The organism is Bacillus thuringiensis (genome assembly GCF_022095615.2).
Lineage (GTDB): Bacteria > Bacillota > Bacilli > Bacillales > Bacillaceae_G > Bacillus_A > Bacillus_A cereus_AG.
Window position 1 is genome coordinate 4,091,341 of the sequence record NZ_CP155559.1, and the last position, 21,147, is coordinate 4,112,487.

The window sequence follows — 21,147 nt, forward strand, 5'->3', positions numbered from 1 at the left end:
TTATTCCTCCCAGTTAATTAAACCTTTTTTCTTCATACTTCTCATAATTCTTCGTTCAATTTTCCGATTAAAGCGCGTTACTAATCCGTCCGTTTGTGCTACCGGTACAACCAAAATCGTATGAAGTCCCACTCGGTTTCCACCTAACACATCCGTTAGTAACTGATCCCCAATTACTACAACTTCATCTGGTTGCAGGTGCATCTCTTGTATCGCACGCTTAAATGCGCGGACAAATGGTTTACGCGCACTATGAATAAATGGAATACCTAATGGATCAGCAAAGTCTTTCACACGTTGCTCATTATTATTTGAAACGACCGTTACTTGAATGCCTTGCTCTTTCATTTTCAAAAACCATTCTTCAAGTTGCGGCGTTGCATTTGGACGATCCCATTCAATTAACGTGTTATCTAAATCAGTAATAACACCTTTAATTCCACGTTTTTTCAAATCTTCTGGTTGAACATGATATACATTTTTCACATATTCATTTGGTAAAAATAACTTCAATTTCTTTCACCTCTTTGAGGAGTTTTCATAAAAATTTTTCGACAACATATTTCGATATATAACCTGTGGATAAAATTGTACACATTTTCCACATTAATTTTTCAGTCAATTTGGAATTTACTAACAATCTATTCACATTTTATCCACCTAGATATGTGGATAACCACCCGTTTGTGACTGTCATATTTTTTTGGTACATTAAATGCAACAACGAATCAATCCTTATATTATTAGGAGGTGACTCACCTTGAAAACAAAACACATGGAACAGTTATCTACTGAGTTACTCACTGAGTCTTATTATAAAGCAAAAGAACTAAAATTAAATCCCGACTTCATTTTACTTATAAAACAAGAAATGATTAGACGCTCATTAGAGGACAAGCTTGTCAAATCGTCTTAATTACATATAAAGTGAAATTTTAATGAGTTAACTTGTAAAAAGAGCCATCCTGTGATGGCTCTCGAATAAACAAGTACTCCCATCTAGGGAATTTCATCATTAAGCATCTTTGTCCATAACTCTTGCTTACAGTTATAAAATCTTTTCTTTACTTATGAGCCAATCGAGTAGCAATTTTTTCACCAAGACGAAGTTCTTGTCCACTCTTCAAATTCTGCACTACTTCTATCATATCTTTTTCAAACAATAACACAACTGTTGAGCCAAATGTAAAGTATGCCATTTCTTCACCTTTTTGAACAGTACTTCTTTCATGTAGCAGCTCAATACTGTTAACAAACATAGCTCCTACTTTTACAAGTGCCATATGTTCACCGTCACTATTTACTTCTGTAACAGAGCGATAATTTTTTGACAATGGCTCTTTCCCGTATTCCATACCAGCTGCATTTACCGGATATGACTTTCTACCAAGTACAAACCTTTCAGTCACAGAACCAGAAAGCGGACTATGAATACGATGATAATGACTTGGGCTTAAATAAATAACCATGTATGTACCACCTGCATATCGCTTTGCACGTTCTTCATTACCTAGCATATCCACGATTGAATAACGCTTACCTTTAATATCAAATGTTTTTGTGTCCTCAATAGGACCGTAATCAGCAAAAACACCATCAACAGGACTAACGATACTCGATGCATCTGTATCAACACTACGCTTTCCTTCTTTTAGCTTACGCGTAAATAATTCATGCAATGTTCTATATTCCTTCAAACCCTTTTCCATCTCATCTTGGTTAATTTGAAAAACTTTCGCATACGATGGAATAATGATAGCGCTCAAACGAGATTGTGCAAATTTACGTAATATATAAGAAGTAAAACGACCATTTGTAAGTTCGATCATAAGTCGATATAATGTACGTCGCAAATTGCGAAACCTCCTAATCAGTCTATAACTTTAGCTTCCCCTTCTTTTCCTTCTATATCATATGTAAAATTGGTTCTTATTCCCACATATCATATAGAACTGTTTCATTATACATGCGGAAAACTAAGTATGGTATTATTCTTAAATTGTTTAGCACCCTCTAATATTACAGATAGAATCCGTCATTTTCAACAGTGAACATGGATTTCTTCTAAACACACCTCTTTTTCTTTCCTTATTTACAAAAAGAAAAGCAGCCCATTTTAAAACATGGCTGCTTGCAATGTACATTATTCTTTCGCTTTTTTCTCTTTCTCAGCTCTTACAAATTCATGGAACATTTTCATTAACGCGCGCTTTTCAATTCTTGATACGTAGCTTCTGGAAATACCAAGTGCCTTTGCAATCTCTCGTTGCGTTTTCTCCTTATCAAGCCCCAGTCCAAAACGCTTCACGATTACTTCTTTCTCTCGTTCGTCTAAAATATCGATATACTCTTTAATCTTTTCCAACTCCATACTAAGCTGGATCATATCAATTACATCTTCAGACTCTGATTTTAATATATCAATAAGCGATATTTCATTCCCCTCTTTATCTTGCCCGATCGGATCATGAAGTGAAACGTCCTTTTTCGTTTTTTTCAGTACACGTAAATGCATCAAAATTTCATTTTCAATACAGCGCGCTGCATACGTCGCAAGTTTTGTGCCTTTTCCTGCCGAATAGCTCTCGATCGCTTTAATGAGCCCAATTGTACCAATTGAAATTAAATCTTCTGCATCTTCCCCTGTATTTTCAAATTTTTTAACGATATGAGCTACAAGCCGTAAATTATGTTCAATTAACAGATTTCTCGCTTGAGCATCACCTTGCTCCATTAACTCTAAGTACTTTCTCTCATCGTCTGATGATAACGGCTGCGGAAACGCATTATTTTTCACATAAGAAACAAAGACAAACACTTCTCGAACCATATATCCAATTGCGGCGAATAGACTCAAACCTTTCACCTCCGCCAAAATAGTGGTCTTTACTAAGTGTATGTGGGCGTGAGGTTGTTTGTGTCTGTACGATATAAATATGGAATCCTTAGCTTTTTGTCGAACGAAATAAGTCTTTCGTACCTTGCATATTTTTTCCAATGTATTACAATATGTTAAGTTCCAAAATTTTGAAAGAGGTGTTTTCATGCGATACGCTACGTCACAAATCAGAAACCTTGCAGTACTCACATTATCATTTTTCTTACTTTCAGCTTGTGGACAACAAACGTCTCCTACAAAAACCGAGGCTACTAAACAGGATACTGCCGCATCAAAAGACAGTACAAAAACGGAAGATAGCCAAAAAACGGAAGACAATGCAAAAACTGAGAACAACGCGAAAACTGAGAACAACGCAACAACTAAAAACAGCACAACAACTAAAAACAACACAAAAACTGAGAACAACGCAAAAACTGAAAACAACGCAAAAACTGAAAACAACGCAAAAACTGAAAACAACACAAAAACTGAGAACAACGCAAAAACTGAAAACAACGCAAAAACTGAAAACAACGCAAAAACTGAAAACAACACAAAAACTGAAAACAACACAAAAACTGAAAACAACACAAAAACTGAAAACAACGCAAAAACTGAAAACAACACAAAAACTGAGAACAATACAACAGCTACAACTAACGGAAAAACTGAAGCATCATCTAAAAACACGCAGAAAGATCAACAACCAGCTAAGCAACCAAATAAACAAACTGATACTATTACATTCACAAGTGAAGATGCTATAAAAGTCCTAGAAAAAAGAATGGGAGCTCGCTCAGATGAAATTCGTTATGGCTCCGGCGAAGACAAACTAATTGGCACAATAAATGGTATTAAACTATACGACGTCTTATACGGACGCGAATCTTCTGAGAACTCACGTGCTCTAAATTTTGCAGTAGGATCTGATGGAAACCTATATAATTGGTCAAAAGCTCAAGATGGTATTCTTCAACCACTTAACGGCAATTAATAAATGATTCTAAGAACATAGTAAAAGCCAATCGATACGTATCGATTGGCTTTTACTAATATTCACTCCAAATTTTCTCCCCAGTATGCGCATCAATATAACGAATTTCTCGACTAAAATCGAAGGATTCTTTATGATTTTCATTCGTCGTTTGTTTATACAGTAGTTCGTAATTCGTTTCCTCTAAGTCATTTTCTAAAAACCATTCTAAATTAACTCGCATAGCCCCTCTGTATATTGCTACCGCGTTTTCCTTTTTTACTTTTGGTGTTGTTTCATATGTAAGTAATTCTTTTATAAATTTGTTAGACTCTCCAGAGTAGTGCATCACTGCACCATTTTCTGCATTGATGTTGATCATAATATATTTCCGCTCTACATGAATGTCATTTACATACATTGAAAAGGAAAACCTCTCTATCCCCTCTTCCTCTTCATAATCATCCCACAGCTGAATATACTTTGTCGCATCTGGTATAGTATGCTCTAAAAATTGAAGTGCTTTGCTTAAACATTGCTCTCTTGATAAGATTGTTCTTCTTTTTTTCTCATCCTGCCACATAAAAAAAGAAAGCAATTGATTTGTTTCTTTATCTAGAGTAATTACAACAAATTCATCATGCTTTAGCATTGGAACATGTTTTTTATAGAACTCATCCATTGAATATTGATCCTTCTCTTCTATTTCGTTTTGTAATTCTTCTTTTAATACAAATTTTATCCGGACTTCATCCTCATCTACTTTTTCATCTAATTTTACAAATTTCTCCTTGTCCCAATCAAATAAATCAAGCACATCCTTTTTCAGACTACTCTTTAGGGGTTTATCAACAAGTACTGTAGAAGATAATTTATAATGGTCTGGCCCATATAAATCTTTACCTGTACTTGCTTTAATAAACGCATAACTAGGCGCTGGCTCATATACAAGATGATGCCCTTTTATTTCCTCACCATTTTCATATTTACATGAAGAGTATGTTAAATCTACAAATACAAGTCTCATATCTTGTCTAGCTTTCAAGTTTTCTAAAACGACGTTCTCCTCAACAATTTCGCTTGGCCATAACGGTTTTTTCTCGATAGCTTTTTGTCCATTATAATGAAAATTCACAACATTCCCTGAAGAGTGAACTCGCACAATACACCCTGTATTCGGCAATGGATAGCCATTCACTTCTTGCATATAATTTACTTCTTTCCGACCACGCCTGTCGTCCTTAACCGTTACATATGTATAAAATTCATATCCTTCTTTTGTATATTTTTTTAAGAATGCATTTGCAATCTCTCTTGCTTTATTCTCCTCTATCGCTTTCTTACCGCTCGAAAAAGAATTTTCATCATCTATACTAAATTCAATTAAATTACCAGTATGTCTATTCAACGTAATTTGTATCGTTCTCTCCTCATCCTCTTTATGCTCCCACCATAATAGATGATATGGGTCATCCACGCCTTCTTGATCATCTACAACGAGTCTATAATCATCCGAAATTTCAATAATATGTGCCACTTTCTCTTTTCTTTCTTTATCTTTTTGATTCATCATACCTCTCCTTCATTACAATTTAAGGTAATTATAACAAACAAAACCAAAGTACTATAAACAAAAAAGACTAGAGATATCTCTAGTCTGCTACTTCGTTTCACGATGTAACGTTACTCGCTTTAATCGTGGACAATATTTTTTTAGTTCGATGCGCTCTGGATTGTTTCGTTTATTTTTTTTAGAAATGTAATTACGATCACCGCACTCCGTACAAGCTAGTGTAATATTTACACGCATATGTAATTCTCCTTTCTTTCAAAGATCGCAACTAAAACGTAATGATTACGATTTATATATTATATAATCTTATTCTATTTGTCAATTGCAAAACAAAAGGGATCTAAATAGACCCCTTTTATTTAAGTAATCTATGCCTTGTATTAAAATGTTTCGTATGTAACAAACTCACTAATCGGCTTTCGGTATCCTCGTGGACGAGTTTTAGTAGTATCACTTTTTCCTATCGTAATCATTAAAACAGGTACTATATGCTCCGGCATATTTAGTTCACTCTGCACTGCTTTTTCATCGAAACCGATCATTGGACACGTATCATAGCCGTAATATTTAGCTGCGTACATAAAAGTCATCGCACTTAACGAAGCATTTCTAATCGCTTCCTCTTCCATGAAGCGTTCTCCTTTTCCTTCATATAGCCCTTTCGTTTGCTTAATTGTATCTTCATACTCACATTCATCAATCATCTTTAAAACCTTCATACCGAAATAAATATTTTCGACATTTTGGTATGCTCTCTTATCACCACAAACAAGTATTACCGCAGATGCACTCGATACTTTATATTGCCTAAAAGCTAACTCTTTTAATCTTTCTTTTCGCTCTTGATCACGAATTACAACATAATGCGTATGTTGCAAATTGTAACAAGATGGAGAAAGCTTTGTTAGCTCAAATATTTTTTTAAAATCCTCATCTGGGATTTCTACTCCTTGTACAAATTTCATTGCGGAACGTCTAGCAATTGCTAATTCTTCAAAGTTCACTGTACAGCCTCCTTAATAACCGTAAATTCAAATATACATTAATTCATACAAATGAATAATTCAAATGAAAACACTTTAAATTATGGATAATAATGATGCTTCAAAAAAAAAGACAAAAAGCTGAAACAATTAGTTCATACGAAATTCACATGAATCTATTACTATAGGAATTGTACATAGTGAACTTATTAACAATCACGTTTATTTATATAGAATCTTACTCGAAAGGAGTTGAAAGTATGAAAACTAAATATCGTTTTATGATCTCATCATTTGCTGCTTGCGCTTATATGCTTTGGTATTTAGTATAATAACAACCTCACTTGTAAATAGGAAAAGGTGTGTATATAAATGGAATATAATCAATCAACAGTTAACTACTGGAAAGCTTTTGTACTACCATATACATTTGCTTTAGAAGAGTTAAAAACTAAATTTGAAATTATGAACCGGGAAGCTCAATTTTTAGAGGATTACAACCCGTTTGAACATATAAAAACAAGATTAAAACAACCTGAAAGTATTATTAAAAAGCTTGAACGTAAAAATTTATTACCTACAGTTGAAAATGCGCAAACACATTTACAAGATATCATCGGCATTCGTATTACATGTTGCTTCGTAGAAGATATTTATCATTTAAAAGAAGTCATTCAAAAGCGTGAAGATATGGAAATCATAGAGGTAAAAGATTATATTGCTAACCCAAAGGGAAACGGCTATAAAAGTTTACACATGATTATTAAATATCCTTTATCACTGAATTCTGGTACAAAAGATGTATTTGCAGAAATTCAGTTACGTACACTTGCTATGGACTTTTGGGCAAGTTTAGAACATAAACTTTATTATAAATATGAGGGGAAAATACCTGAGTATTTAAAAGATGAACTACATGATGCAGCAATGAAAGCTGAAGATCTTGATAATAAAATGGCAACAATTCGCCAAGATATTGATGATATCGAAGCATGCTCAAATCAAATTATGTTACCACTATAAAAAAAGGTTCTCGCCAATGAGAACCTTTTTATTTCGCTATTTACAGGTAGGAAGACTCCCTGATTAAAGTTTCACTTTATTTCTTCCCTATCGTGCGAACCTCTTCAATTTTCCATCCATCCTCTTCTTTTCCAAGTGCATACTGTACTTTCTTCTGAAGAGTGATCTCTCCCTCTATTTCTTTTTCCTTCGTCTCAACAACAACATACCCTGCTTTACTAGCTTTCATATCTATATGTTCCAATTCAATTTTCTTATTTCCTTTTTGAAAAGCTGCTTCTTTTTGCGTTTTTAAATCTTCAGCACTAGGCATCTTCTTTGAAAATAACTCCATATGTTCAGCAAGATTTTTTTCATTTGTCGTCCGTACAAACTTCTCCATAACATCTTGAATCGATTTCTCTTCTTCTTTCGTTATTTGTACCTTTTCCTCAGCTTTTGTAGCAGTAGATTTTTGTTCTATATGACTCTCCTTGGATTGACATCCAACTAGTAGTAATACACCTATTAGAAGGGATCCTATCCCTCTGAAAAAACCCCTCATCTTCCCATCTCCTAAAAAGAAAAGTGAGGCATTTTGCCTCACTTCCATTTATAATTAGCGTCTTCCTTTATTCGGATCGCCACCGCCAACAATATCAAAGACGCGTTTGGCAATATTTGTATTCTCTTGAACACCAGAGAACAAGTATTTACCAGGGCCAAATGCATATACGTTTACATCTTCCCCTGTATGTCCACCTGTTGTCCATCCTGTAACCGAACGCTTATTGAAAATATCCTCAATCGCATTATCAATCTTTGTTACATCTTTTGAAGGAGCAATATCATTTACCGCTTTAATTTCTTCAGGTGTTAATTGTAAATCAATATATTTTTTCAATGTTTCTTCTACATTTGCACCTTTTGCAATTTCATTTGCCATGAAGTCTGGTGTGCGCTTTGCAGCTTTAATTGGATCTACTTTAAAGTTATACTCACCATTTGCACCTAAAGATAATCCACCTGTAGCGTGATCTGCTGTCGCAACGACTAACGTATTTTTATCTTTTTTCGCAAACTCAATCGCTGCTTTAAATGCTCTTTCAAAGTCTTCCATTTCACTCATTGCACCAACGATATCATTATCGTGTCCAGCCCAGTCGATTTGGCTTCCTTCAACCATTAAGAAGAAACCATTTTTATTTTTATTCAAACGATCAATCGCTGCATTTGTCATCTCTTCTAATGAAGGTGTTTTATCAGTACGATCAATCATTTTATCTAATCCGCCTGGTGCAAATAAACCTAGAATTTGATCGTTTTTATCATTTAATAATTGATTTCGATCTGTTACATAGCTATAACCAGATTTCTTAAATTCTTCTGTAAGATTGCGATCTTTTCTAACAAAGTTATTTACACCGCCGCCAAGCATAACGTCTACTTTATGCTTCCCTTTAATTTTCTCATCAAAATAATCATTTGCAATTGCGTCCATATTTTTACGACTAATGTCATGCGCACCGAAAGCCGCTGGTGTTGCATGTGTAATTTCAGAAGTAGCAACGAGTCCCGTTGATTTCCCTTTTTCTTTCGCTTGTTCAAGAACAGTTTTTACTTCTGCTTTATCATTATCAACTGCAATTGCTGCATTATATGTTTTAATTCCTGCCGACATAGCTGTTGCTGCAGATGCAGAGTCTGTAATATTTTCATGTTCATCTTCCGGATATGTTTTTTGCGTTCCTACAAGATGCTTATCAAATTCTGTAGATTCCATCTCAAAAGTTTTTGGATTATCTTTCATATAACGGTGAGCCGTCATATATGAAGGTCCCATACCATCCCCAATTAATACGATGACATTTTTAATCTTTGCATTGCTTCCGCTCTCATCTGCATTAACCTCACTAGAACGAGTAAAATTCCATGTTGCTACCGAAGTAACAGCTAACGATGCCACAACTGCAAATGGCCATGCTTTTTTCACAAACTTTTTCACTATATTGTCCCCCTAATTAGGTTATTCATTTCCCACTATCAAATTTAATAGAAGACTATTAAGATAAAATTAGTTATATGTAAATTTTTTGTTAACTTATGTAAATATCAGTTATAATTTGTATAACTTTGTCCCTTCATAGCAACCTTCTTCCCCTTTACAATCAAAATATAAATAAGTTGGATTTCATTTAAAGTAAATCTCTTATTTAACACTTTCAATCTACTTTTATGAAAATTAATAGAAAAGTGGTGAACATTTATGAAAACAATAAAGCTAGATGAAACTTTTATTTTTGATTTACTCGACCTTTGCAAAGCTATTGGATGGTTACAAGATAAAGCATTTATGAAAAAACAATTCGAAATGTATCTTTCGCTCGGCACACTTATCGGTTATATGCATGAAAATAAACTGATTGCAGCTGGAGGAGTATTTCCTTTTAAAGATAGTTTTTCTACTATCGGCATGTTAATCGTCCACCCTAATTTTCAAAGCCGAGGCATCGGGCGGATTTTGCTTAATCACTGCTTAGAATACACTCACCCAAAACAACCAATTGCACTTATTGCAACAAAAGCTGGCGAGCCTCTTTATACATCGTGCGGATTTCAAACAGTAACGACGATTCATCGTTTTGAAAAACAAACTACTAAAACACATATTGCACACACGCAACAAGTGAACGAACCAGACCTTGTATCACTTATTTCTCTCGATCAAATTACAACTGGTGCTAATCGTTCTTTACTTTATTCATTACTATTACCAAGAACTAGGTACTCTTTTAAAATCGAGAGAAATAACTGTATAGAAGCTTTTTCTTTATGTATACAAAAAGGTAATATATTATGCGTCAATCCACTTATCGCAAAACAAGAGAAGGATGCTATCCAATTATTCAAGAAGATCTGTGAATGTTGGAATGGCACAGTACGAATTGATGTCCCACATTCACAATTTTCATTTCGTAAATTTCTTCAAACAGAAAATTTCCAAGAAACGCTTCTTTCACCTCTTATGATGAAAAATGGTAGCCAACTTCCTGGAAATCGTAATATGCTATTTGCTATGATAGATACAGCGTTATGTTAGAAAGGGGACACCTCATTGAAGCGATTTAGCTATTTTATGGTAGGTTGTCTTACTCTTACACTATTAGTAGGATGTAGTGCAGCAGAAAAGCCAGTAGAACAAGTAAAACAAGTTAAAAATACAATTACAGCGAAACTAACTACCGAGGAAAAAATGGTAGAAATAGATGGTCAAACCATTTACTTTAAAAAAATTGGTAATAAAAAACCACCTTTACTTATGATTCATGGATTTGGAGGGTCATCAGATGGCTTCCAAAAGATTTATTCAGATTTAGCAAAAAATCATACGATTATTTCTGTTGATGCTTTAGGATTCGGACGCTCATCAAAGCCGATGGATTTTTATTATTCTTTTCCAACTCATGCAAACTTGTATTATAAGTTAATGAAAAAACTCGGCTATGATTCATTCGCAATACTGGGACATTCAATGGGCGGAGAAATTTCTCTTAATTTAACATATTTATACCCTGAAGCAGTTACCCACCTTATCTTAACTGATGCCACAGGCGGTCCTCATACACTAGTTAATAAAACAGGTTCTCCGAAACCACAATTATCGACTGATTTAAATACTGTTTCTTCTGTTAAAGACTATGATGAGAGCCAAGTGAAGTTTAAGCGTGACGATGAAGAACATTACAACAAAATGAAATTATGGCCTAGACGTCTTCAAATCAATGCGAATGAAATCAAACAACCAACTTTAATTATATGGGGAAGAAATGATAGTAGCGTTTCTTGGAAAGAAGGAGAAACGTATCATCAATTCTTAAAAAATAGTACTTTCCATATTATCGAAAAAGGTTATCATGCACCATTTCGTCAAGAGCCACAAGAGTTTGTAGGTTATGTAAAAGACTTCTTTAAGAACAATCCAATAAAAGTTGAAAAATAATATAAACGGGTATCTCATTTTGAGATACCCGTTTTCATATATTAAGCAGCTTGCTTTTGGCGTTTTGGCGTTTTTGATCCTAATACTTTTGGAATAACGAAACCATCCATTCCAAATTTACCAGCGTTCATACCAGAGACTAGAACGAACATTGATAAAATAACCATTTCAGGGTTTACACCAATTGACCCACTAAACATATAGGAAAAGTTCATTACAAGGCCAAAAAAGACCGCTGTTTTTGTTAAACAGCCTACAATTAAACCAATTCCAACTAAAATTTCTCCCCACGTTACAAGTGTATTAAATAGATCAACGTTTGGAATTGCGAAATCTTGTAAAAATGATGCCCACCAAGATTGAACAGCCGGTTGTGCTCCTTTAGATTTTTCAATTGCACCTTGTAAATAACCAGTTGCATCGAATCCTTTTCCTTGTAGTTTACCGATTCCAGCCATTAACCATGTGTAACCAAGATATACTCGAATTACTGCTAACACAAAAGAAACTGCTTTGTTTTCTCTTAAAAATTGAATAACCATATCTTCCTCCTAAAGTTGTAATTAAGTTAGTTACAGATAATATAATAACATTAGTTACTTATTTTTCAAATGTTAATTACGAATAATTTGTGACATGTGTATGAAACATTAAAAACTAACATTTATATAGTAACTTTTTTCACCTGTAAAAACTTGAACATATCATACCATAGGTGATAATCATTTTCATTGAAGAAAATGTAAAAAAAATGTGAGTTAAATGTGAAACGCCTTTATTCGAATATAGAATAAAGGCATTTTTTATTATTTATAGAATTGAAATGTATGTGTCTCCTCATCAATTAATTTCGCCTCTTGAAAAACATCCTCTAACGTTTTTGCATGGTTAATAAGCCCATAAAATAAGCGTATTGTAAACATAAGTGCTGCATTCCCATCTACATAATCTATCGATCCAATATACGATTTCGCCCCACTACGTAAAAAAGATTCTGCTAGTTTTCGCTCCCCTAACGTACACCCACTATTTACAATATGTGTATTATGCAATTTTGCATATTTATAAATCTCTGCTGCACCAAAGTATCCCCTCGGTTCATCTTGTTCATATATATCTTCACCTAACTCTTCCATCACAAATTTTCCTTCCTCACCATGAAAGCAAAAGACCACATAATCAATATCATTATATAAACTCTTTCCAGAAAGAATATCGATGAACTCTTTCGGTCTACCAATCCAGTATGTTATAACTTTTGCTCCAAAATATTCAAGCGATGCTCGGATTGATTGCGCCTCTAAATCCGAATTAAAACCAACTACTAATGCAACATTCAACATACACCCTCCATCCTATAATCACCCCTTATCAATCAGACTTTTAAGGGATACATCCATTTCATATATACCCGTTTCTTTCAAAAAATCAGATCTAGTTAAAACGACTTTCTGTAAATATTGCCGATACGCTGTAATTGTCCCGTCGTGAGATACAATACAAATTCTTTCCGCACCCAGCTCATAACACCAAAGGAGGAATTCATCTACTATTTGCTGAAAACGATTCTCTAAAATAGTATTTATACCTTCTGTCCATAGCCGCTTATTTGTGCTTTTCGCTATCGAAAAATGTGGAAATACATTTGTTATCATTTCCTGACCTACTATATGATCACATGGTAATGTTTTCGCTCCTTCTCGATAAGGAAAAATACGTGGGGATACATATGGATGGACAATTTTTTGACAAGCTACTTTCGTACTCCATATAGTCGCCGTTTGTAAAGTTCTAAGTGTAGGGCTAGCAATTAATATATCCGTTTCCTGCAATGGTACATCGAATTGAATTAATTTAGCCTGATTCCTTCCCTCATTCGTTAATGGCGGATGCAACACTTGTAAACTTGACGGCAAATCCTTTGTATGTTCTCCTTCACCGTGCCGAACAAAGACTAGTTTCATACTCACCCTCCTCTCGCTATGAAATCCTTCAACATAATTTCTTCCCTATCTCATCCATTATTCCTGCTATATGAAAAATCGATATGTAAAAAATATTTGATATAACAATTTGGAAAACATTACAATTATATATGTAAAATACTTTTTACAAGAGAGAGGGGAATCACAAATATGAAATGGATTATTGCCTTTATCGGAATGATCATATGGGGATACATAAATGGATTTTTTAATAGTGATAAAACTGCTAATCCTTGGATTACAGATGATGAACGTGAAACAAAAATGAAACAGAAAGCAATTATTGCAAGCTGGTCTGGTGTTTTCATGTTTTGTATCATTAACCTCTTAAACAAATGGTTAGGTTTAGGAACGAGCAATACATCACCTTACTTACCAGATCCCGTCGCAACTATTTTAAAAGAAAATGTTGAGTTACAAGTTTTACTTATGCTATTTATTACGTATGGCATATTTTACGTATACTATCGAAGAAAATTAGGCGCTTAACTTTTATCTCATGATTATCCTCCTAAATGGTTATAGTAATTAGGACGAAATGAAAGGAGCGATATAAAAATGAGTAACTCAAATGACTTTTTAGATACACTACATGAAAAACAAGCAAAAGATGAACAAAATAGAAAACGTCAAGGGAACGGAAACCCAGCGAAAAAAAAGCCAAATAAAACACATAAATAACAATAAAAAAACCTACCTAAAATTATCTTTTAGGCAGGTTTTTTTATTCTTCTTTCACCGAGATGACATTTTCCCAATTCCACCTCTCGTAATACCACTCTGGTACATCTATATTTTCAATCCACTTCTTCTCCTGTTTCCCATCACTATGTGCAATCCATACATTAGCTTTCTTACGGTCTGAACGTACCCATATTAATTGATTGCTCTTCTTCATAAAGATCGGATGATAATCACCTTGCTTATGAGGTGGATTTGTAATTTGATGTTGTTTATCGCTTGTACGATCGATCTCATTTAAAGATGGCAGTGGCCTTTTTTCTGGTGGAGTTTCTATCCCCGCCTCTTTTGCTCGTGAAACGATAATGACATTATCGTTCTTCCATGCAAAATCCCAATCGACATATCCTTTCGGCGTAAATGTGTTCTGCTGAAGTGCTGGTAGTTCTTTTACTTTTAAATGTTTATTCTCTAACGCAACTCTCCCGCTACCTTCAATATAGGCTAATATATCTTTTGATGGCGCCCATTGAAACCATTGTGTGTCTAATAACATTTGATCTACTTTTTCAAATCGGCTGCCATCTGCCCGAACTAAGCAAAGCGTATTGCTATCAGCTGACCATGAAGCTGTCGGTACTGCTAAAAATGAAATCCACTTTTGATTTGGTGACCACTTAAAGCCACTTGCAACTAATGCTAGGAAATCATCATGTTCATTTGGTAATGCATACAAATGTTTCATTTTATGAGGATTCATATGTGCATCTTTTTGCACTTCATATAGCTGAGCCCCTGTCCATCCTGTTGGAAGTAAGTGTGCTTCAGATGATACAAGAAACTTCTTTCCATCAGGGGACCATGCATAATCACCTACACCAGCCGATACATTTTCATAATCTGCATTCTTTTTTTCTACATCAAATGTATTTAATGCGCCTGTAAAGATAAAGGCAATTATATTATCTGTTGGTGACCATTGATAATTTGATGCCTCTGAGTGAAACGGCATAACTTTCTTTCCATCTTTCAGCCGATACAGTTCAAAGTGATTTTGTTTCTTTCCTTTGGCATAAGCAATCCATTCTCCATCATGAGACCATTTCGGCCCTGTTATGTACTCACCTTTTGTTATTTTCTTTTCCTTTCCATCAATTTTAATCCAAAGGTCATGATGACGAATAAAAGCAACTCTCGCTTCATTATTTTCTGCACTAATAATAGTGATTGAACATAAAAACATGAATAACATTGCGCTACCACTTACTATGAACCTTTTCATAACACCCCTCCATTTCCCTCATAGCATTCCTCACTTCCCACCTACAATATGTGAAAAATTCCTATTCGACATAATCCCAAAAAATTTCCCAAGAAATTTTTAATTCAAAGAGGATTGGTATGAATTATGTCGAAAGTATAGTTTATCCAACATTCGATTTTATATTTCATAACAAAAATGTAAGATATTCTTTCGGAATATTGGCACTTTTTATTAGGGGGAGTTTCAATGAAAAAAACTGCATCTACACTATTAAGTATGGCGCTCGTCTTTTCAAGTTTTGGAGCTTTAAGCGCACATGCTGAATCGCTGCAAAAGGAGAAGCAATTTAGTCCACAACTAAAAACAACGATTGAACAGTGGGGAGAAAATAAAATTGCTCAACATGTTGAAACAAAAACAACAAAAGAAATATCTGTAATTGTAGAATTACAACATGCTCCTCTTGCTGCGCAAAGTAACATTCAGCATGCTCCAGATTTACAAAATAGTAATGCACAGTCTTATCATGCCCAGCTAAAAAAGGCACAAGAAGATACGACTAAGAAAATAAAAGAAAAAGCACCTGGTGCAAAAATTAAAGAAGTTTATAATACGTTATTTTCTGGTTTCTCAATTTCAGTTCCTGGAGATCAAATTACCGCTCTTGCTTCTTTACCTGAAGTAAAAGCAATCTATCCGAACTTAACATATAAATTGCATGAAACATCAAAAAGTACTACTAACGAAGAAGTACCAAATATCGGCGGACCGACAATTGGTGCACCTGAAGCATGGAATTTAAAAGACCCATCTGGCAAACCGCTTGATGGAAAAGGTATGAAAGTAGCGATTATCGACTCTGGTGTAGACTATACACACCCTGACTTAAAGGCAAATTATATAGGTGGATATGACACTGTCGATGAAGATAGCGATCCAATGGATGGTAACGTACATGGTACTCATGTAGCTGGAATTATTGCTGGTAACGGAAAAATTAAAGGCGTTGCTCCAAATGCTTCTATTCTAGCCTACCGTGTCATGAATGACGGTGGAACTGGTACAACAGAAGATATTATTCAAGGTATTGAACGAGCGATTCAAGATGGTGCTGATGTGCTAAATCTATCCCTTGGACAAGATTTAAATGTACCTGATCAACCTGTAACATTAACGTTAGAACGTGCAGCAAAACTTGGGGTTACTGCAGTCGTTTCCAATGGAAATGATGGGCCAAAACCTTGGTCTGTTGATGCACCTGGAAATGCGAGCAGCGTTATATCAGTTGGAGCATCTACTGTTTCTATCCCGTTTCCAACATTCCAAGTAGCTGGTTCCAGCAAAACATATCAAGGGTTACCGTTATCAAAATCAGATTTCCCAATAGGAAATGATTCTCCACTTGTATATGTTGGCTATGGTAATCCAAGCGATTATGCAAAACAAGATGTGAAAGGAAAATTTGCACTTGTTTTACAAGGTACTTCTAGTACGTTAGTAAAAGCTGAACAAGCGAAGCAAGCCGGTGCAATTGGTGTACTATTAATTTCTATAGAAAAAGAAATCAATATTATGCCTGAATACTTTGCACGTGAAAGCCTAGCCCTTCCAGTTATGCAATTATCAAATGTAAATGGTGAAGAGTTGAAAAGCTTAATTACAAAGCGCAAGAAAAATATAAAAATTGGACAACCCGTTCCGACTGAATTAATTGGCAACTTTAGTTCCAGAGGTCCGTCACAAGGAAGTTGGCTTATAAAACCAGATATCGTTGCACCTGGAGTACAAATTACTAGTACAGTACCACGAGGCGGCTATGAATCTCATAACGGAACCAGTATGGCTGCGCCTCAAGTAGCTGGAGCGGTTGCTCTATTACGCCAAATGCATCCTGATTGGACAACGGAACAATTAAAAGCATCCCTTGCCAATACAGCAAAAACTTTAAAAGATGTTAATGAAAATACGTATCCTGTTATGACACAAGGATCTGGCTTAATTAACATTCCAAAAGCTGTTCAAACAAATGTATTAGTACAGCCTAACAATGTCAGCTTCGGTCTTATAAAGCCAAATAGTGGCAAAGTAAAACTGACGCAAAATATTACGTTACAAAATCTTTCTAGTAAAAAGAAAAGCTTTTCAACTCGTGTAGAATTACTAGATGCAAACACAAAAACCAAAGTAAAAACTTCTGTTCCTTCATCGATTAGCGTACAGCCAAATAGTAATACAGAAAAGCCATTTACTATCACTGTCGATAGTTCACTACCACAAGGTGTGTATACTGGGAATGTATATGTAAAAGAGCAGGGAGCGAAAGAAGAAATTCGAATTCCATTTACATTTAGTATCGACCCTAAAGATTATAAACGTATTGATGGTCTCGAAATTGTGAATTCTACTTTTAGTCCAAACGGGGATAACATATTAGATGATAATCTCATCAACTACTATTTAGTTTCTCCTGTTGAAGATGTAACGTTACACGCTAACTTAGTTACAAAAGAACGTGTGACATACCAAGGAATAATTTATCAAGGAAAAAATGAAACAGCAGGTTATAAACCTTTCAAATGGAATGGTACAAAATTAGATGGATCACCACTAGCGGATGGTTTATACCAAATTGAAGCTGTTGCTTCTAATTCTGGCGGAGAAACGAAACAAACAGCGGCTGTATTTATTGACCGAACTGCACCGAAATTGACACATGAAGTTGATCAAGAAAATCTTGTAATTAGAGGGAAAGTTGACGATATTCTACTAGATTGGATGACAGAATCTGGTTGGGTAGCACCTGGAATTCCAGTGAGACTACAATATGAAATCAATGGAAATGGTGTATGGGAACAGGCATTCCTGAACCCTTGGGAGAAAAGCTATGACATTTATTTCGATCGTACTCAATTACAAGAAGGTAAAAATACAATTCATCTTGTAGCAACTGATGCAGCTGGAAATACATCTAATTTAAACATTGATCTAGAAGTAAAATAAAAAATTCTAGTTGACAATTTTTTTAATATAGTTTTATAATACAAAACATAGTTTAGTTGAACGAATTATATATCGGCTTTGAAGGAATACTAGTAGCGACTTATATCCCTGTCTCAGAGAACTGATGGTTGGTGCGAATCAGTACATATACAAGCGTGAATTACAATTCTGGAGCTTCTTTCCCGTAATGCTGTTTATGCATGAAGAGAAAGACGGATCTTTCCGTTATCGTAAAGTGAGTGGTAAACAATTACTTGTTTACAAATAGGGTGGTACCGCGATTTTTATCGTCCCTATCGGATTTTCCGATAGGGACTTTTTTGCGTCTGTCCTTTTACATAATTTCATATATACGCGTTGAAAGAATCGCAGTAGTATCTTATATCCCTGTTACAGAGAGCTAATGGTCGGTGGAAATTGGCACATATATAAGTACGAATTACAATTCTGGAGCTTCTTTTTCGTAGTGCTTTTACGCATGAAGGAAAAGACGGAGTTTTTCCGTTATCATTAATTGAGATGTAAGTATATTTTCACTTACAAATAGGGTGGTACCGCGATTCTTTCGCCCCTATCGGATTTTCCGATAGGGGCTTTTTCTATTTCTCAAAGAAACAAATGTTAAATAATTCCGAATCTTATGATAAAATTTTATAAGCGCTTACAAATTGAAAAGGGGTGGTACAAGCTATACGAAACCGATACTTAATTTTATTGAAAAAAAGGAGGATGTCTAAATGACAAAGAAAACAGAAATCCCATCACATTTAAAACCATTCGTATCCACACAACATTATGATCAATACACACCGGTGAATCACGCTGTGTGGCGTTACATTATGAGACAAAATCATAGCTTCTTAAAAGACGTTGCCCATCCAGCCTATGTGAATGGACTACAATCATCTGGTATTAATATAGATGCAATTCCAAAGGTAGAAGAAATGAATGAATGCTTAGCACCAAGCGGCTGGGGAGCTGTAACAATTGATGGCCTTATTCCTGGCGTCGCATTTTTCGATTTTCAGGGGCACGGATTACTACCAATTGCAACAGATATTCGTAAAGTAGAAAATATCGAGTATACACCAGCTCCAGATATTGTACACGAAGCGGCAGGACACGCACCGATTTTACTTGATTCTACATATGCAAAATATGTAAAACGTTTTGGACAAATTGGTGCAAAAGCTTTCTCAACAAAAGAAGAACATGATGCATTTGAAGCTGTTCGTACATTAACGATTGTCAAAGAAAGCCCTACTTCTACTCCTGCTGAAGTTAAAGCTGCTGAAAATAATGTAATTGAAAAACAAAACTTAGTTTCTGGTTTATCAGAAGCTGAACAAATTTCACGTCTTTTCTGGTGGACAGTGGAATATGGATTAATTGGAAATATTGACGATCCAAAAATCTACGGTGCTGGCCTTCTTTCCTCTGTCGGCGAAAGCAAACATTGCTTAACAGATGCTGTAGAAAAAGTTCCTTTTTCAATTGAAGCTTGCACAGGGACAACTTATGATGTGACAAAAATGCAACCACAGCTATTTGTTTGTCAATCATTTGAAGAGTTAACTGAGGCGCTTGAGACGTTCTCTGAAACGATGGCATTCAAAACAGGTGGCACAGAAGGATTAGAAAAAGCAATTCACTCCGAAAATCATGCCACAACTGAGTTAAGTAGCGGATTACAAATTACAGGTACATTTACAGAAACAATTAAAAATGATGCCGACGAAGTCATTTACATGCGAACAAGTTCGCCAACAGCATTAGCAATTCATAATAAGCAGTTGGCAAATCATTCTACCTCTGTACACAGTGATGGATTCGGGACACCGGTCGGATTACTAAATGGTAATATCGCACTAGAAGATTGTACAGAAGAAAAGTTACATTCATTAGGCATTACAATTGGAAGCGGTGCAGATTTTACTTTTGCAAGTGACATTCATGTAAAAGGAACAGTAACTGATATTGTAAAGAATGATAATAAAATTGCCCTTATCTCGTTTATAGATTGTACAGTTACTTATAAAGATCGTTTACTATTTGATGCTTCATGGGGCACATTTGATATGGCTGTTGGTTCAACAATTACTTCCGTATTCCCAGGTGCCGCAGATGCCGCAGCATTTTTCCCAATGGATGAGGAAGTACAAGAAATTCCTGATCCACTTGTACTAAATGAACTTGAACGTATGTATCAAACAGTTCGAGATATTCGAAATGAAGGTATTTTACACGACGTGCATATCGATCAATTAGTAGCAATTCAAGAAGTATTAAATACATTTTATGCGAAAGAATGGCTGCTTCGCCTTGAAATATTAGAATTACTTTTAGAGCATAACAAAGGACACGAAACATCAGCAGTACTATTACAACAACTTAATACTTTCACAACTGACGAAGCTGTAACACGCCTTATTAACAATGGTCTTACGTTACTTCCAGTAAAGGGTGTGAGAAATGATGCTACGATTAACTGAAGAAGAAGTTCAAGGAGAATTATTGAAGGTAGATAAATGGATGGTAAAAGATGAAAAATGGATTGAACGAAAATATATGTTTTCCGACTACTTAAAAGGAGTCGAATTTGTCTCTGAAGCCGCCAAACTATCAGAAGAACATAATCACCATCCATTTATCCTTATCCAGTATAAAGCAGTCATTATTACTTTGTCATCTTGGAATGCAAAAGGTTTAACGAAACTAGATTTTGAACTGGCAAAGCAGTTTGATGAACTATTTTTACAAAACGAAAAAGCAATTATAAGAAAGTAAAAAAAAGAGAAGCCTTTT

The 21,147-nt window shown here is 35.0% G+C and carries 21 protein-coding genes, 1 pseudogene and 2 other annotated features; of the genes and pseudogenes, 10 read left to right on the forward strand and 12 right to left on the reverse strand.

The window, feature by feature from the left end; all coding sequences use genetic code 11:
- Positions 1-513 (reverse strand): YqeG family HAD IIIA-type phosphatase, encoded by a 513-nt coding sequence (locus KZZ19_RS21195; RefSeq protein ID WP_237979530.1) that lies wholly within the window; start codon positions 511-513, stop codon positions 1-3.
- A gap of 247 nt (positions 514-760) precedes the next feature.
- Here KZZ19_RS21195 and KZZ19_RS21200 point away from each other — a divergent pair, with 247 nt between their 5' ends.
- A complete protein-coding gene (locus tag KZZ19_RS21200) occupies positions 761-916 on the forward strand; it encodes a sporulation histidine kinase inhibitor Sda (protein WP_000850097.1) in 156 nt (51 codons plus the stop codon).
- Positions 917-1,064: 148 nt separating this feature from the next.
- Here KZZ19_RS21200 and KZZ19_RS21205 read toward each other — a convergent pair whose 3' ends face one another.
- Positions 1,065-1,853, reverse strand: a complete 789-nt coding sequence (locus tag KZZ19_RS21205) for a phosphatidylserine decarboxylase (protein ID WP_237979531.1) — start codon at positions 1,851-1,853, stop codon at positions 1,065-1,067.
- 290 nt (positions 1,854-2,143) lie between these two features.
- The gene (gene sigK, locus KZZ19_RS21210) at positions 2,144-2,857 is read right to left on the reverse strand and encodes an RNA polymerase sporulation sigma factor SigK (protein WP_000051382.1); all 714 of its coding nucleotides are present in this window, start codon (positions 2,855-2,857) and stop codon (positions 2,144-2,146) included.
- Between the two features lie 187 nt (positions 2,858-3,044).
- Here sigK and KZZ19_RS21215 point away from each other — a divergent pair, with 187 nt between their 5' ends.
- Entirely contained in the window at positions 3,045-3,875 is an 831-nt protein-coding gene (locus tag KZZ19_RS21215) for a hypothetical protein (protein WP_348638005.1), read from the forward strand.
- A 55-nt stretch (positions 3,876-3,930) separates the two neighbouring features.
- Here KZZ19_RS21215 and KZZ19_RS21220 read toward each other — a convergent pair whose 3' ends face one another.
- The 3 genes from KZZ19_RS21220 to KZZ19_RS21230 form a co-directional block, all read right to left on the reverse strand.
- A complete protein-coding gene (locus tag KZZ19_RS21220) occupies positions 3,931-5,427 on the reverse strand; it encodes a YcdB/YcdC domain-containing protein (RefSeq protein WP_237979533.1) in 1,497 nt (498 codons plus the stop codon).
- 87 nt (positions 5,428-5,514) lie between these two features.
- Entirely contained in the window at positions 5,515-5,664 is a 150-nt protein-coding gene (gene rpmG, locus KZZ19_RS21225; protein WP_001265617.1) for a 50S ribosomal protein L33, read from the reverse strand.
- 143 nt (positions 5,665-5,807) lie between these two features.
- On the reverse strand, positions 5,808-6,431 hold the full coding sequence (locus KZZ19_RS21230) for a nitroreductase family protein (protein ID WP_088097805.1): 624 nt from the start codon (positions 6,429-6,431) through the stop codon (positions 5,808-5,810).
- A 351-nt stretch (positions 6,432-6,782) separates the two neighbouring features.
- Here KZZ19_RS21230 and KZZ19_RS21235 point away from each other — a divergent pair, with 351 nt between their 5' ends.
- Positions 6,783-7,433, forward strand: a complete 651-nt coding sequence (locus KZZ19_RS21235; protein ID WP_000456213.1) for a GTP pyrophosphokinase — start codon at positions 6,783-6,785, stop codon at positions 7,431-7,433.
- 76 nt (positions 7,434-7,509) lie between these two features.
- Here the strand turns inward: KZZ19_RS21235 and KZZ19_RS21240 are convergent, their stop codons facing one another.
- Both KZZ19_RS21240 and KZZ19_RS21245 read right to left on the reverse strand, forming a co-directional pair.
- On the reverse strand, positions 7,510-7,977 hold the full coding sequence (locus tag KZZ19_RS21240; protein ID WP_237979534.1) for a hypothetical protein: 468 nt from the start codon (positions 7,975-7,977) through the stop codon (positions 7,510-7,512).
- A 54-nt stretch (positions 7,978-8,031) separates the two neighbouring features.
- Complete coding sequence (locus KZZ19_RS21245) at positions 8,032-9,417, reverse strand: alkaline phosphatase (RefSeq protein ID WP_088097807.1); 1,386 nt, start codon at positions 9,415-9,417, stop codon at positions 8,032-8,034.
- Positions 9,418-9,678: 261 nt separating this feature from the next.
- Between KZZ19_RS21245 and KZZ19_RS21250 the strand changes: the two genes are divergently transcribed.
- Together KZZ19_RS21250 and KZZ19_RS21255 are read left to right on the forward strand one after the other, a co-directional pair.
- Positions 9,679-10,512 carry a GNAT family N-acetyltransferase gene (locus KZZ19_RS21250; RefSeq protein ID WP_237979536.1) on the forward strand — a complete coding sequence of 278 codons (834 nt, stop codon included), beginning with the start codon at positions 9,679-9,681 and terminating at the stop codon, positions 10,510-10,512.
- 15 nt (positions 10,513-10,527) lie between these two features.
- The gene (locus tag KZZ19_RS21255; RefSeq protein ID WP_226544938.1) at positions 10,528-11,412 is read left to right on the forward strand and encodes an alpha/beta fold hydrolase; all 885 of its coding nucleotides are present in this window, start codon (positions 10,528-10,530) and stop codon (positions 11,410-11,412) included.
- A 41-nt stretch (positions 11,413-11,453) separates the two neighbouring features.
- Here the strand turns inward: KZZ19_RS21255 and KZZ19_RS21260 are convergent, their stop codons facing one another.
- The 3 genes and pseudogenes from KZZ19_RS21260 to KZZ19_RS21270 form a co-directional block, all read right to left on the reverse strand.
- Entirely contained in the window at positions 11,454-11,954 is a 501-nt protein-coding gene (locus KZZ19_RS21260) for a DoxX family protein (RefSeq protein ID WP_088097810.1), read from the reverse strand.
- A 264-nt stretch (positions 11,955-12,218) separates the two neighbouring features.
- The gene (locus KZZ19_RS21265; protein WP_088097811.1) at positions 12,219-12,755 is read right to left on the reverse strand and encodes a delta-aminolevulinic acid dehydratase; all 537 of its coding nucleotides are present in this window, start codon (positions 12,753-12,755) and stop codon (positions 12,219-12,221) included.
- Between the two features lie 18 nt (positions 12,756-12,773).
- A pseudogene (locus tag KZZ19_RS21270) lies at positions 12,774-13,479 on the reverse strand (histidine phosphatase family protein).
- Between the two features lie 68 nt (positions 13,480-13,547).
- Here KZZ19_RS21270 and KZZ19_RS21275 point away from each other — a divergent pair.
- Entirely contained in the window at positions 13,548-13,886 is a 339-nt protein-coding gene (locus KZZ19_RS21275; RefSeq protein WP_237979540.1) for a phosphoglycerate mutase, read from the forward strand.
- 69 nt (positions 13,887-13,955) lie between these two features.
- Positions 13,956-14,078 (forward strand): DUF4023 domain-containing protein, encoded by a 123-nt coding sequence (locus KZZ19_RS21280; protein WP_000071861.1) that lies wholly within the window; start codon positions 13,956-13,958, stop codon positions 14,076-14,078.
- A gap of 43 nt (positions 14,079-14,121) precedes the next feature.
- Here KZZ19_RS21280 and KZZ19_RS21285 read toward each other — a convergent pair whose 3' ends face one another.
- Entirely contained in the window at positions 14,122-15,360 is a 1,239-nt protein-coding gene (locus KZZ19_RS21285; protein ID WP_237979541.1) for a TolB family protein, read from the reverse strand.
- Positions 15,361-15,588: 228 nt separating this feature from the next.
- Between KZZ19_RS21285 and KZZ19_RS21290 the strand changes: the two genes are divergently transcribed.
- The 3 genes from KZZ19_RS21290 to KZZ19_RS21300 all read left to right on the forward strand — a co-directional run bounded on the left by KZZ19_RS21290 (position 15,589) and on the right by KZZ19_RS21300 (position 21,129).
- Entirely contained in the window at positions 15,589-18,342 is a 2,754-nt protein-coding gene (locus KZZ19_RS21290; RefSeq protein WP_237979542.1) for a S8 family serine peptidase, read from the forward strand.
- 69 nt (positions 18,343-18,411) lie between these two features.
- Positions 18,412-18,640 (forward strand) — a binding site (T-box leader).
- A gap of 50 nt (positions 18,641-18,690) precedes the next feature.
- Positions 18,691-18,918: a binding site (T-box leader), on the forward strand.
- A 161-nt stretch (positions 18,919-19,079) separates the two neighbouring features.
- Entirely contained in the window at positions 19,080-20,834 is a 1,755-nt protein-coding gene (locus KZZ19_RS21295; protein ID WP_237979543.1) for an aromatic amino acid hydroxylase, read from the forward strand.
- Positions 20,815-21,129, forward strand: a complete 315-nt coding sequence (locus KZZ19_RS21300) for a 4a-hydroxytetrahydrobiopterin dehydratase (RefSeq protein ID WP_088097817.1) — start codon at positions 20,815-20,817, stop codon at positions 21,127-21,129. Before KZZ19_RS21295 ends, KZZ19_RS21300 begins: the two co-directional genes overlap by 20 nt.
- Positions 21,130-21,147 lie beyond the last annotated feature (18 nt).

What these genes read in the sequence shown, in the direction of transcription:
- KZZ19_RS21290 (WP_237979542.1), top strand. Translation starts at nt 15,589, where the DNA reads ATGAAAAAAACTGCATCTACACTATTAAGTATGGCGCTCGTCTTTTCA.
- KZZ19_RS21220 (WP_237979533.1), bottom strand. Translation starts at nt 5,427, where the DNA reads ATGATGAATCAAAAAGATAAAGAAAGAAAAGAGAAAGTGGCACATATT.
- KZZ19_RS21285 (WP_237979541.1), bottom strand. Translation starts at nt 15,360, where the DNA reads ATGAAAAGGTTCATAGTAAGTGGTAGCGCAATGTTATTCATGTTTTTA.
- KZZ19_RS21265 (WP_088097811.1), bottom strand. Translation starts at nt 12,755, where the DNA reads ATGTTGAATGTTGCATTAGTAGTTGGTTTTAATTCGGATTTAGAGGCG.
- KZZ19_RS21250 (WP_237979536.1), top strand. Translation starts at nt 9,679, where the DNA reads ATGAAAACAATAAAGCTAGATGAAACTTTTATTTTTGATTTACTCGAC.
- KZZ19_RS21280 (WP_000071861.1), top strand. Translation starts at nt 13,956, where the DNA reads ATGAGTAACTCAAATGACTTTTTAGATACACTACATGAAAAACAAGCA.
- KZZ19_RS21295 (WP_237979543.1), top strand. Translation starts at nt 19,080, where the DNA reads ATGACAAAGAAAACAGAAATCCCATCACATTTAAAACCATTCGTATCC.
- KZZ19_RS21215 (WP_348638005.1), top strand. Translation starts at nt 3,045, where the DNA reads ATGCGATACGCTACGTCACAAATCAGAAACCTTGCAGTACTCACATTA.
- KZZ19_RS21235 (WP_000456213.1), top strand. Translation starts at nt 6,783, where the DNA reads ATGGAATATAATCAATCAACAGTTAACTACTGGAAAGCTTTTGTACTA.
- rpmG (WP_001265617.1), bottom strand. Translation starts at nt 5,664, where the DNA reads ATGCGTGTAAATATTACACTAGCTTGTACGGAGTGCGGTGATCGTAAT.
- KZZ19_RS21300 (WP_088097817.1), top strand. Translation starts at nt 20,815, where the DNA reads ATGATGCTACGATTAACTGAAGAAGAAGTTCAAGGAGAATTATTGAAG.
- KZZ19_RS21260 (WP_088097810.1), bottom strand. Translation starts at nt 11,954, where the DNA reads ATGGTTATTCAATTTTTAAGAGAAAACAAAGCAGTTTCTTTTGTGTTA.
- KZZ19_RS21240 (WP_237979534.1), bottom strand. Translation starts at nt 7,977, where the DNA reads ATGAGGGGTTTTTTCAGAGGGATAGGATCCCTTCTAATAGGTGTATTA.
- KZZ19_RS21275 (WP_237979540.1), top strand. Translation starts at nt 13,548, where the DNA reads ATGAAATGGATTATTGCCTTTATCGGAATGATCATATGGGGATACATA.